The sequence below is a fragment of the Pseudoalteromonas sp. S408 genome, assembly GCF_005886645.1.
In the GTDB taxonomy this organism is placed as follows: domain Bacteria; phylum Pseudomonadota; class Gammaproteobacteria; order Enterobacterales; family Alteromonadaceae; genus Pseudoalteromonas.
The window spans coordinates 314,353-327,380 of sequence record NZ_PNDY01000007.1 but is presented as its reverse complement, the minus strand read 5'-3'; the positions used below and the strand labels follow the sequence as shown (position 1 = coordinate 327,380).

The following is a 13,028-nucleotide window of genomic DNA, read 5'->3' as shown; positions in this document are numbered from 1 at the left end:
CCTTCACCTAATTTCTTCCTGATATTTACTATATGCACTTGGTCCCCATAAAATTAGCTGGCCATTTTTAAATAATAAGCCTGTGCATTCATCCATCGTTGTTATACCGTCTGACGTAATATGCTGTGTGCGATAAAAAATAATTTGTAATACTTGTTCATTATCGCGCTTGGCAAATGTTAAGTCTGGGCTACCAAGGTAATCAAGTACGGTGTTGAGTGTAGTTTGAGAATCTAGCGAAAGCTTTTCAATGTAGCGCTTATTAAATGATTCTCGATCTTGCCAAATCATTGCTTGTGGATCGTCTTTGTAAAAAGCAATCACTAAGGTTGCAATGAGCGCGTATAGCCCCAACCCTAAAATTAAATACCGTATAAACTTTTTCAACACTATTTACCTTAAATGCTACCACGGGTATTAGTATACGTTTTGTTATAAATACACGCTATTTACTTGCGACTAATTAAGCCTAAGCTGCTTTAAACTAAACCCTAAATTTATATCTGTTCTTAAACTAACCAATTGTTTAGATATAACGAACATGTCCATATTGGCTTCAAGTTTTTTGCGTAGCGCTGTGTTTAGTAATTCATCACTCAATGCTTCATTTATAGAGGTGTAATTATTAACAAGCTGCTGAGCTGATTTTATACCAACTCCTTTTACACCAGGTATGTCATTCGTTTTATCGCCTGCAAGTGCCCAAAAATCGACGAGTTTATTTTTTTCTACACCAAAGCGCTCTTCCATTGTGGGTTCATCTAAATACTGCCTTTTAAAATAATCATAAATCTGTATTTCATTGTTTAAATACGGTAAAAATCCCTTGTCAGTAGATACAATCGTATTCATTATTTTTTTATCAGCGGCTTTGCAAGCAAGCGTAGCAATAATATCATCAGCTTCATCATTTATTGGTTCAAACACAATAATACCGGTTTCCTCAATTGCTGATTTAAAATGATGTAACGCACCTTTTAGTGTTTCGGGCATCGGGGCTCTTGAGTGTTTGTAATGTTCATAAAAGTGATAGCGCCAACTTTTATCTCCGTCAAACACTGCAATTGCATGCGTTGCTTGCGTTATGCGAAGCAATTTTTTGCATGCTTGCGCTACACGCTCACTGCACGTAAGTATTAATTGGTCTTCGTTGTTGTGTTTTTGGTTTACATCAACTGCATAAATGCGCCTAATTAAATTAAGCGCATCAATTAATAATAAATGGGGTTTCAAACTATATGACTCATGCTTTTATTTTGTAACACGGAGTATACTTACTGCCAGGTAATTTCATGCGGCCTTGGTCAACAAAGGCTTGTAAAAGTACATCCATATCTTGCATTAATGCAGGTTCACCACTGAGAGTATAAGGTCCATGTTGTTTAATAGCGCGTACTCCCTCATCTTTAACATTACCGGCAACAATACCCGAAAACGCACGTCGTAAGTTTGCTGCAAGCTGTTGTTTTGGTTGATCCAAGTGTAAATCTAGGTTTGCCATGTTTTCATGTGTAGGTGCAAAGGGCTGCTGAAAATCGTTATCAATTTTAAGCGTCCAATTAAAATAGTATGCATCGCCCTCACTTTTTCTATACTCGCGAACATTAGCCATTTTAGATTTTAGTTTTTGTCCAACTAAACTGGGATCGTCAATAATAACTTCAAATTTGTCTAGCGCTTCTTTTCCGAGCGTCATTTCAATAAATTCGCACAGTTTTTCAAAGTAATCTTTGCTTTGTTTTGGTCCGGTTAAAATAACGGGTAAGCACTGCTTTTCGTTATCTGGATGCAATAAAATGCCTAATAAATACAATAATTCTTCGGCAGTGCCCGCACCGCCTGGAAATATAATAATTGCATGGGCTGTGCGTATAAATGCTTCTAACCGTTTTTCTATATCTGGCAATATAACGAGTTCGTTTACTATTGGGTTAGGGGGTTCTGCTGCAATAATGCTGGGCTCTGTTAGTCCTAAATAACGATTGTTTTTAATACGTTGTTTTGCATGGCCTATAGTAGCGCCTTTCATTGGACCTTTCATTGCACCAGGTCCGCAACCAGTACAAATATTTAATCCACGCAGGCCCAATTCATAACCTACTTGTTTGGTATACTTATACTCAATTTCGTTTATTGAATGCCCGCCCCAACAAACCACCATATTGGGCTCGCTATTTACACGAAGCGCATGCGCATTTCTAAGCATGTCAAACACCATATGAGTAATGGCTTTTTGTTCTTTTAGATCTTTTTCGTACTTTTGACAAATAAATAAAATATCGCGGATAACTGAAAATATGTGTTCGTGTATACCGGTGATTATTTCACCATCTACAAAGGCAGTTTGAGGTGGGTTTTCAAGCTCAATTTTTATTCCGCGCTCTCGGCTGAGTAAGCGAATGTCAAAGTCTTTATACTTGTCGTATATTTGCGAACTTTCGTCGGTATGGCTGCCTACATTGAGTACCGCTAATACACAATTTCTAAATAGTTTATAACGCTCGCTAGTTGAGGATTGTTCTAATAAATCAACCTCTAACTGAGATAGTAAATCTAATACACCAGTTGGGTTTAACTGTATTAACATGGGCGTACTCCTTGCTATTTATGTAAATTACTACTGAGCCATACATTATTTATACCCGTATGGCATTATTTACTTATACAAAGGCGGTCTCTACCAGTATTTTTGGCTTCATACAAAGCATCGTCAGCTCTATCAAAAGCTTTAATTGGGGTATCCCCTTTTTTTAACTGCGTAGCGCCTACGGAGATAGTTATTTCAATTTGCTTATCTTTAAATTTAAACGGAATATTTTTAATAACTTTTCTGAGTTTTTCAAGCGGTGCAACTGCATTGTCAACAGTGGTTTCACTCATTAATAAGACAAATTCTTCACCGCCATATCGCGCTATAAAATCAGATTTTCGTATCGACTTTTGTAATGCTTTTGCGATCACTTGCAACGTAATGTCGCCAGCTGTATGGCCAAACCTGTCGTTTATTGATTTAAAATGATCAACATCTATAACGACTAGCGTAACATTTGATTGCTGAACATTAAATAAATGCATTTCGTGGTTATAGCGTTCGTCAAAAGCGGCTCTATTAGGTAATTTTGTTAAGCCGTCTAGTAGGCTTTTAAAGCGTTGATCGTTTAAGCGCTTTTTGTATTTTGTTAGTTTTGTTTCAAGCGTACCAATACGGCCATTAATCTCATTAAAACTCGATACAAGTATTTCCCTGTCTTGGCGTTCTAGTTTTTCTTTTGCCATAAAGTCTTGAGTCAACGACTTTAGTTCATTATCAACAAGCTCTTTTAAAGATGAAATAGAAGTAGCGGATTGTGTTTTTTCGTTTAAGTTTTCTATTTTACTTTTAATATTTTTATTGAGGGTCTCAAACTCAGCCCCCATTGACGTCGAATGTTTACTTGTAGCGACTATTGATTTGTGAAGTTCTTCAATTGTCTGGTTAAGCGATGATAAAAAGCTTTGAGCTGACTCGCGTTCTTTATTTATATTTTTTACGACAACAGTAATTATGTTTATGGCCGTATCGAGCAAAGAGCCTAAATTATCGCTTTCAGATATGATGCTTTTAATACGCTTAATTTCTATTGTTGCTTCATCTTCAAGAACTAAGTCGTTAGCGAGTTCAAGTAGTTTTTGTGCTAATGCAGGCGTCGCTTCACAAGTAATCTTGCTATCTGCACGTAGTTTTGTGTTTAGCGCATGGTGATAAAAGCTAATTAATTTTTCCAGTAACGGAATAAAGTCATGAGTGGAATGAACGTTATTCATTTCGTGATCGAGTAAATTTCTTAATGAACGGCGTGTGCCTTCTGGCAAGCCTTTGGTTTTTTGGAGTTGTCTGCCCGCTGATAAAACACTTTCTTGTAGGTCACGTTGTTGCGAAAGTTGAATGGACTCTTGTTTTTTTAACAGCTTTATTGTTTCGTCAATTAAAGGGGATAAATCATCAAAACCAACGCCTTTGTTGAGTGCACTTCTAAAGTTAGCAAGTCTGTTGTCAAGTTCTGTGTCAAGACCCTTACACGCTAAGGATAATTTAGATGAAAAAATAGAGAGGGTGTCTACTTGATGTTTTCGCGCGTCTTCCAGTGCCATGCGCGCACCAATTGCTTGTTTTAGTTTTCTCTCTGTAGCAGTAGATTTTTCTGACACCTAGGCAGCCACCATGATTTGTAATTTTGTTACTCTAAGTCTACAACAAATTTATATTAAGTGTAGTTATCTCGGTAAAAACTCTATATTTTTATTAGCCTTGTGCGTACAAACTCGTATACATGAGGGTTTATCGCTTTTAATTCACATTTAAATGTTCGCTTGATAACCTTGGCTGCAATCAAGGTCTTAAATAGAGTTTATATGAAAAAGTTATTAGTTTTATCAATTTGTGCTGCATTATCGGCATCTGCTTTTGCTGATGTTGACTACTCATTGAGTATCGATGAGCCTCAGCATCATCTTGGTGATGTTCGCGTTCAATTTCCTAAGTCAGCACAAGCTCATCTTGATATTAAATTACCTTCTTGGCGCACCGGCCGTTATGAAGTCCTTAATCTTGCCAATGGAGTACGTTATTTTAACCCAACGGATAAAGAGGGTAATCCTCTAAAGTGGGAAAAAATTGATCACAGTACATGGCGTGTCCATATTGATACACCCACAGAAGTAAGTGTAGGTTATCAGGTTTACGCCAATGAACTAGGTAAGCGTGCTCGCCACATTGATGATAGCCATGCTTTTATAGATGCTTCTGGCTTTTTTATGTTCAGCGAATCATTTCGTCAAGAGCCTGTAACGGTTAAATTAGAGGTTCCTAAACTGTGGCGTTCTGTTTCTGGGATGGCTAATTTAAATTCAACACACTCGTTTATAGCAGCTAATTACGATGTACTCGTGGACTCGCCTATTGAAACAGGTATTAACCAACTCCATTCCTTTAGCGTTGATGGGCGTGAGTACGAATTGGTAATTTGGGGCGAGGGGAACTACGACGTTGAATTAATGCTGCGTGATCTCAAAAACCTAGTCACAACAGGTAATGTAATTTGGGATAGCTACCCGTATGAACGCTATGTATTTATGGTGCATGCAACGTCTGGCGCAGGGGGGGCAACTGAGCATTTAAATTCGACCATAATTCAACGCCCACGCGACCGTTTTGGTAGCCGCGAAGATTATTTAGGCTTTATTAGTACCGCTGCCCACGAATTTATTCATACTTGGAATGTAAAAGCATATCGTCCAGAGGGGTTGGTACCTTACGATTACACTAATATGAATTATTCAAAATTACTTTGGATAGCAGAAGGTTCAACAAGTTACTTTGAGGATCATTTGTTAGTACGCTCAAAAATTGAGACGACTGATGAGTTTTTTAATGGATTGACAAAAACCATAAATCGACACTTACAAACACCAGGTAGAGACGTTCAAAGTGCCAGTGAAACAAGTTTTGACAAGTGGATTAACCAAGGTGGAGATCACGGACGTAATTACAGTACAAATATTTATTCAGAGGGTTCATTGCTCTCAATGATCCTTGATATAAACCTATTAGAAAAAACAGCAGGTAAAGTCAGTTACCGGGATGTGCATAAAGCACTCTATAACAACCATAAGTTACCATTAGGTTTTAATGAAAAAGACGTACTAAGCATTTTACAAAACCTGACGGGTCTCGATTATTCAAACTGGTGGAAAGAGTATGTTGATTCACCTGCAAAAATTGATTTTGACGAATTACTCAATAAAGTAGGTTTGGTTTTTGAGCGACCCAAAGACGCTAAGGTTGTTGCCAGCATAGATGCAGTAGCTAAAAATACCGGGCAGCTTTTAACATTAACACATGTTCAACGTGGTGGTAGTGCGTGGAAAGCGGGATTAACGACCAACGATAAAATCGTAGCTATAAACAAGCATCATGTAGGAAAAGATCTGAAGTCGACCCTTGAAACCTTTAGTCCGTCAGATAAGGTAACCATTGACTTTATTCGTCGTGATTCACTGCAAAGCCTTACCTTAGTGTTAACTGAAAAGTTTGATAAGCCCAAAAAGGTAACAGCAAATCCCCAAGCAACTACAGATCAAAAAGCACGCTTCAAAGCATGGATGGGAGTTGAACACCCAAATGATGTTAAATAGAATTTAACAACACTAATAAAGGAGCTAAGGCTCCTTTATTATTATTTTAACAGTGAATAATACACTTAAGCTTACTTTTGAATATATGTGTATGGAAATTCAACAATTAACTTCTATTATAAAATGAGAAAATTTTATAGGAGATAACCACAATATGAGTTCCAACACGGTTGTTAATCAATTATCTAAACAGTTTGTTACTAACGATTCATTGCACCAACTATTTGAAAGTGTAAATTCAATTTCAGTGCAAGGTTATGATGAACAAAGACGAGTTGTGTATTGGAACAAGGGAAGTGAATTGCTTTATGGGTTTAAATCAGAGGAAGCATTTGGAAAGAAGTTAGAAGACCTTATCGTACCCGCTCCGATGAAAGACATGGTAGTTGAGGCTCATACAAAGTGGATAAATGAAGGCGTAGCAATACCCGCTGCAGAAATACTACTTAAGCATAAAAATGGAACTGATATATACGTTTATTCAAGCCACGTAATGTTTGAAAATGAATTTAAAGTCAAGCAAATGTATTGTATAGACATTGATTTGTCGGATGTAAAAAAGGCCCAAGCCATTGCTACTTTTAAAGAGCAAATGCTGAAAACAATCTTTGAAGCAATCCCTGATTTACTCTTTTTAATGGATCATGATGGAATCATCATTGATTACCATACTAATAACAAAAATACCCTTTATGTATCCCCTGAAAAGTTTATTGGTAATAGTATGCTTGATATTTTACCAAAGGGTGTTGCAAAAAAATTTGAAATACATATCGCTAAAGCAATCGAACAAGAAGAGATGGTGACATTTAAATATGAGCTTACAGTACGCCAAGGCTTAGCCTACTTTGAGGCAAGGATAAATAAAGTCTCTAAGTATGACCAAATAATGATAATTATTCGAGATATAACCGAACAACACCAATCAGAACAATTAATTCGTAAACAAGCTTATTTTGATAGCCTTACACAATTACCAAACCGCTTACTAGCCCTCGATCGATTATCACAGGTAACAGTAGAAGCCGATCGCAATGATGAAAAAGCCGCGATATTTTTTTTAGATTTAGACGACTTTAAAAAAATAAATGATTCACTTGGCCATGAGGCTGGCGATAAGGTTTTGATTGAAACAGCTAACCGCCTGCAAAGCGCTTTGAGAAAAGCAGATACAATTGGTCGACTAGGAGGAGATGAATTTATAATTCTGTCTAAAGGAATTTCTACTCAGCAAAATGCAGTGGGTATTGCTGAAAAGATTCTACAAAATTTTAGAGACCCCTTCACAATTGAAGGCCGTGAGTTAATGTTAACAATTAGTATTGGTGTGGCAATATTTCCAGATAACGGCAAAACGGCTTCTGATTTACTCAGAAATGCAGATACAGCGATGTATCAGGCAAAAGCACTGGGGCGCAACACATATTCGTTTTTTACCAGTCAAATGAATACCGTTATTCAACGACGCCTAGCAATAGAAGAGCAAATGCGAGGTGCTCTACAGCGAAAGGAGTTTATCCTTTATTACCAACCGCAATTTGATGTTAAAAACAATGAAATTACAGGCGCAGAGGCATTACTACGGTGGCTAAACCCTGTACTCGGTAGCGTGGCACCAGATGAGTTTATCCCTATTGCAGAAAAAACAGGCGTAATTATTTCTATTGGTGAGTTTGTTATTAAAGAATCACTTCACTTACTCAAACGATGGAAAAACGTAGAAAAGTTAAATAAAGATTTTACTATCGCTGTAAATTTATCTCCAAGTCAATTTAAAGATTTAAGTCTGTTTAACTTTATTAAAACATCGTTATTAAATGCGAATATTGAGCCTAAAAACCTTGAGCTTGAAATTACAGAAGGAGTGTTGATGACTGGAGAGTCCACCATTACTGACACTTTAACCAACATCACAAATTTAGGGGTTATTCTATCCATGGATGATTTTGGGACGGGTTATTCATCACTTAGCTACTTAAGGCAATACCCGTTTAATGTATTAAAAATAGATCGTGGTTTTATTGGGGGGATTACTGAAAACAATGAAGACTACAGCTTAGTAGAGGCAACAATTGCAATGTCGCATGGTTTAGGGTTAAGAGTGGTTGCTGAAGGAGTTGAAACTCAAGAACAACTCACAATATTAAAAGAACTTGGTTGTGATTTTGCTCAAGGGTATTATTTTAGTAAACCAATACCTGAGCAAGACCTCATTGATTTTTCGATACGTTTTTATAGTTAACTTGCAGTAAACCTTTTAAAGGGTGCGATGTAACTACCGTGTTTAAATAACATTTTATATACGGTTTTCGAATTCAAACATAAATCGATTTAAGACTTCGTTTAATTAATTACTTCCACATATTGCGGCATGAGCGCGTATTTTAACGTTTTGACTGTGCTATCGCTCTTAAATCTGTTGAGTTATATCTGCACGTCGGATTCAGCGTCTGCTATGTTTTGAGGTGACAATTTAATAGACAATAAGAAGTGCCAAGTTTAGTTCATGCTCTAGTATTAGCTGGTAGGAACTCCAAAACCAAATTAACTAGTTTAATCTTAATTTATAGATTTAACGATTATACTATTCTTTTCTTGTGAATTTATATTTTTACGTGCATTTAATTACCCTTAAGTGGTGTGTTTTAATAATTTACCAAAGGAATTAATTATGAAATTAGAGTCTTTAGCACTACACCATGGTTACGAGTCTGAAGAATCCACGAAATCAGCAGCAGTGCCTGTTTATAATACCTCATCGCACACGTTTGATAACACGTAACATGGTGCCGATTTATTTGATTTAAAAGTACCTGGAAATATCTATACCCGCATAATGAATCCGACCAATGCGGTACTTGAGCAGCGTATTGCGGCAATGGAAGGCGGCATTGGTGCGTTGGCTGTAGCCTCGGGTATGGCGGCGATTACCTATGCGATTCAATGTTTATGTGAAGTAGGTACTAATATTGTAAGCACCAGCCAAGTGTATGGCGGCACTTATAATTTATTTGCCCATACATTACCACGCCAAGGTATTGAAGCGCGTATGATTAAGGCTGATGACTTTAGCGCATTCGAGGATGCCATTGACGACAATACCCGTGATATTTTTGTGAATCTATTGGTAACCCTGCAGGTAATATTGTTGATATTGAGCGTTTAGCTAAGATTGCTCATAGCAAAGGTGTGCCACTTATTGTTGATAATACCGTTGCTACGCCGTATTTATGTCGGCCATTTGAGTTAGGTGCCGATATTGTGGTGCACTCACTCACTAAATATATTAACGGCCATGGTACCGCGATTGGCGGTATGATTGTTGATTCGGGCAAGTTTGACTGGAAAGCCAATGCGACTCGTTTTGTGATGATGAATGAGCCTGATCCGTCGTACCATAATGTAGTGTATACCGATGCATTTGCTGAGGCGGCGTTTATTGGTCGTTGCCGCGTTGTACCACTTAGAAATACCGGTGCGGCGCTTGCGCCTAAAAACGCATCTGATATTTTAATTGGCCTTGAAACGTTGGGGCTAAGAATGGATCGCCACTGCGAAAACGCGCAAAAAATTGCTGAATATTTAGAGAGCCATCCTAAGGTGCTTTGGGTTAATTATGCGGGATTAAAATCAAGCCCGTATAACGAAATGAGCCAAAAAATTACCAATGGTAAAGCGTCAGGTATTTTAAGTTTTGGTATTGCCGGTGGCCTTGAAGCCGGTACGCGGTTTATTGATGCTCTAAACATGATTTTACGTTTGGTAAATATTGGCGATGCTAAATCGCTTGCTTGCCACCCAGCATCTACCACTCACCGCCAATTAAATGATGAAGAGCTGGCCAATGCTGGCGTTAGCCGCGATTTAATTCGTTTATCGGTGGGTATTGAAAACATTGACGATATTATTGCCGATGTAAGCCAAGCGCTCGATAAGGCCTAAATCGTACAGTAAATACCTCAAACTTTTTTGAGGTATTTATTTTTGCAATTAAAAAGGAGTGCCGATACATGAAATTTTTAATTTTTCTCGGTTCGGTTAGAAAAAGTACCCCACCTAAACCTGCGCGTTTAGGGGAAAGGGTAGCGAAAGCATGTGAGCGATATTTGCTTGAGCATTACTCTGAGCACTAAACGTAGTAGTCAACTAATTTAAAAGTATTACCTCTACAATCCATTGTTTGCACTGGCTTTAGGATTAGAACTAACTTCATAGAACCCTTTTGGCCTAAGCTGTATTTCGTTAATCAATTCTGCTAAAAGTTGCGGTTTATGGATAAAGAAACCTTGGGCAAAATCTACTTTCATTTTTTTGAGTTCTTCCACGATGTCATTGCTAGAGGCGAATTCAGCAACAGTTTTTAAACCTATCTTGTGGGCAAAATCATTTATTGAGCATACCATTGCATGAGAAAAACTATCATCATTTATATCTTTTACAAACATACCATCAATTTTTATATAATCAACGCGAAGACTTTTTAAGTATTGGTAAGAAGAAAGGCCTGTTCCAAAATCATCTAATGAAAATGTATATCCATTTTCTTTAAGCGAGCTAATAAAGTTTTGAGTTTTCTCAATGTTTGAAATTACTGCTGTTTCTGTAATTTCAAACGTAACTTGTTTAGGGTTGACCTGATATCTATGAGACATACATATTATGAATTCAGCTAACGTCATGTCTGAGAGCGATTGACCGGATAAATTAATTGAAACATTAACTTTTGAATTAATTTTTGAAAAGGTTTCTGCGATTACCCAACGATCTATTTTTGCCATTATTCTAGCTCTCTCAGCAACTGGTATAAATAGGTTAGGAGGAATATTTGTACCGTCTTCAGATTTTAACCTAAGCAGAATTTCATAATGTTGGTGTTCCGAATTGCAAACCAGAGGTGATATTTCTTGTGCAACAAGATAAAAACTATTGTTAGCAATAGCAAAATTAATTGTATTTAAAAGATTGGTATCTTGTAGATAACTTTCAAATTCACCATAGTAACTATCAATAATATGAATTCGTTCTTCATTATCTCCTTTTGCTAATCGGCAAGCTGTATCTGCAGCATTAATAACTTGGCTAACATTGTCATACTTGCTAGGGTCAATAGGGGCTATTCCCGCGGATAAACTAACACCAAGTACTTTCCCTGAGCTTATTAAGTTAATATTTTCAACTTTTTGCAGTATTACATGAACTATGTCCTTCGCGCGATTTAGGGAACAATTTCTGATCAACAATGCAAATTCATCCCCGCCAATTCGAGCAATATCATCCGAATCTCTTACACAGCTGACAAGGGAAGTTGCTACTCGTTTTAAAACCTCATCACCATAAGCATGTCCTGCAATATCATTAATGAGTTTAAATCTATCTAAATCTATAAATACAACGACCGCGTTGTCGTTTATATTACTTTTTTGGTATGTTGTTTCTAATATTTTTTCAAAACTTTGACGATTCAATAATTGCGTTAAGTGATCATGTGACGTTTTATGAATTAATGCTTTTGTTTCAGTTCGGTCTTCTATTATGAATAACGTACCCTTTAGCATTTTCTGACAGGTAACATAAATGTTTAGGTTATGTTGTTCGCTGTCGCAAGGGAGCGCAAACTTTCTTCGCTTACCTGCCACAATTAAATTCTCATACTTGTCAACCAGAACTGGAATATTCATAAAGCTATCTTTATAATTTTGATCTATAACATCTGATGGACTTTGACTTGTTAAGCCAAGAAACTGGGTAGCGGAGGCGTTAATAATCTCAATTTCGTGAGAATCTGAAAGCACAACAACACCAAATGGGATGGCAGAAATAATTCCTGTCAGCTGCTCGTGTAGAGTCGTAAATTGATCAAATTGAATAGTCATAAAATCTTATCTCTTATAACAATTAATGTCGCATCATCATCTGGTAAAGCGGCTTCATTAAATAGTAAACATGCACTACGTTCTAAAGAACTAGCTTCTCTAATTTCTTTGAGATCTTGAGGCAGTATTATTCCGTCAGAATATAGAAAAAGAGTCATGTTCATAGGACGGTTAACTCTTATATTGTGGATTTTTGAAGGAAGTGTTAAACCTACACTGCCGTCATTTACTGGAAATGCTAATTGAGAGTCCGAAATAATTTTGATACCTAAATCTCCAACAACACAATATTCCAACCAATCAGGTGAGATACGTAATAATGCAATCTGCACAGGGCGATAGGGATAATTGTCTTTGAGGCTCGAGTGGCATAGGCTAATAATGGTCTTCAAATCATCAGTATAATGTTCTTTGACTATATTGAGTGCGCACTGCGATGAATTCGATGCATTGATGCCTTTTCCCGATCCATCAATTAAACAAACAAAAAGTTTATCGCTATGATATTGTTTCAGAAAATATTTATCCCCGTTGACACTGTTCCCAATAGCAGGAAAGGATATCGATACTTTGTCTAATTGATTTTCGGGAGTTGTTAGATAGTGCCGTAATGTAATTGAAAGGCCACTGGGATCATTTTTGTTGACTATAAATTCTTCAACGCACCTTTTAGCTGACCCTAGACCCTTACCTATACTTGGCTCTGAGTGAGTGCTAAATCCATCTACCATAGCTTTTTCAAGATCTGTAATGCCTGGTCCATTGTCTTTTATGGTAACTTGAATACCTCTGCCTCGCTCTATAACTGTCAAAGTAGCGACGCCCGGTAAAGCATAGCGAACTACATTTGTAGTAATTTCTGCAACAGCGATTGTTATCATACCAGCTTCAAATTCATTAAAGCCCAATTCAAAAGCTAATTTGCGTGCTTCTTGAGCAACATAATAAGCATCAACAGGCTCTTCGATAGCAATGTCCATT

The 13,028-nt window shown here is 37.1% G+C and carries 8 protein-coding genes and 2 pseudogenes; 4 read left to right on the top strand and 6 right to left on the bottom strand.

Annotated elements, in window-relative coordinates:
* Positions 1–3: 3 nt before the first annotated feature.
* The 4 genes from CWB62_RS07915 to CWB62_RS07900 all read right to left on the bottom strand — a co-directional run bounded on the left by CWB62_RS07915 (position 4) and on the right by CWB62_RS07900 (position 4,188).
* Entirely contained in the window at positions 4–390 is a 387-nt protein-coding gene (locus tag CWB62_RS07915) for a DUF3192 domain-containing protein (protein ID WP_058405152.1), read from the bottom strand.
* 69 nt (positions 391–459) lie between these two features.
* Positions 460–1,233, bottom strand: coding sequence for a flap endonuclease Xni (xni, locus tag CWB62_RS07910; RefSeq protein ID WP_058405153.1), 774 nt, complete (start codon positions 1,231–1,233; stop codon positions 460–462).
* Between the two features lie 10 nt (positions 1,234–1,243).
* On the bottom strand, positions 1,244–2,587 hold the full coding sequence (ppnN, locus tag CWB62_RS07905; RefSeq protein ID WP_058405154.1) for a nucleotide 5'-monophosphate nucleosidase PpnN: 1,344 nt from the start codon (positions 2,585–2,587) through the stop codon (positions 1,244–1,246).
* Positions 2,588–2,652: 65 nt separating this feature from the next.
* Positions 2,653–4,188: a GGDEF domain-containing protein gene (locus CWB62_RS07900; RefSeq protein WP_058405155.1), complete on the bottom strand. Its 1,536-nt coding sequence runs from the start codon at positions 4,186–4,188 to the stop codon at positions 2,653–2,655.
* A 204-nt stretch (positions 4,189–4,392) separates the two neighbouring features.
* Here CWB62_RS07900 and CWB62_RS07895 point away from each other — a divergent pair, with 204 nt between their 5' ends.
* The 4 genes and pseudogenes from CWB62_RS07895 to CWB62_RS18845 form a co-directional block, all read left to right on the top strand.
* Entirely contained in the window at positions 4,393–6,174 is a 1,782-nt protein-coding gene (locus CWB62_RS07895) for a M61 family metallopeptidase (protein ID WP_138528949.1), read from the top strand.
* A gap of 154 nt (positions 6,175–6,328) precedes the next feature.
* Positions 6,329–8,416 (top strand): sensor domain-containing protein, encoded by a 2,088-nt coding sequence (locus CWB62_RS07890; protein ID WP_058405157.1) that lies wholly within the window; start codon positions 6,329–6,331, stop codon positions 8,414–8,416.
* Between the two features lie 429 nt (positions 8,417–8,845).
* Positions 8,846–10,116: pseudogene (locus tag CWB62_RS07885) on the top strand (O-acetylhomoserine aminocarboxypropyltransferase/cysteine synthase family protein).
* 68 nt (positions 10,117–10,184) lie between these two features.
* Positions 10,185–10,304, top strand: a pseudogene (locus tag CWB62_RS18845) (NADPH-dependent oxidoreductase); the annotation flags it as partial.
* Between the two features lie 36 nt (positions 10,305–10,340).
* Here the strand turns inward: CWB62_RS18845 and CWB62_RS07875 are convergent.
* A complete protein-coding gene (locus CWB62_RS07875; protein ID WP_058405282.1) occupies positions 10,341–12,047 on the bottom strand; it encodes a sensor domain-containing protein in 1,707 nt (568 codons plus the stop codon).
* Positions 12,044–13,027 (bottom strand): ATP-binding protein, encoded by a 984-nt coding sequence (locus CWB62_RS07870; protein ID WP_138528947.1) that lies wholly within the window; start codon positions 13,025–13,027, stop codon positions 12,044–12,046. The genes CWB62_RS07875 and CWB62_RS07870 overlap by 4 nt, the downstream gene beginning before the upstream one ends.
* Position 13,028 lies beyond the last annotated feature (1 nt).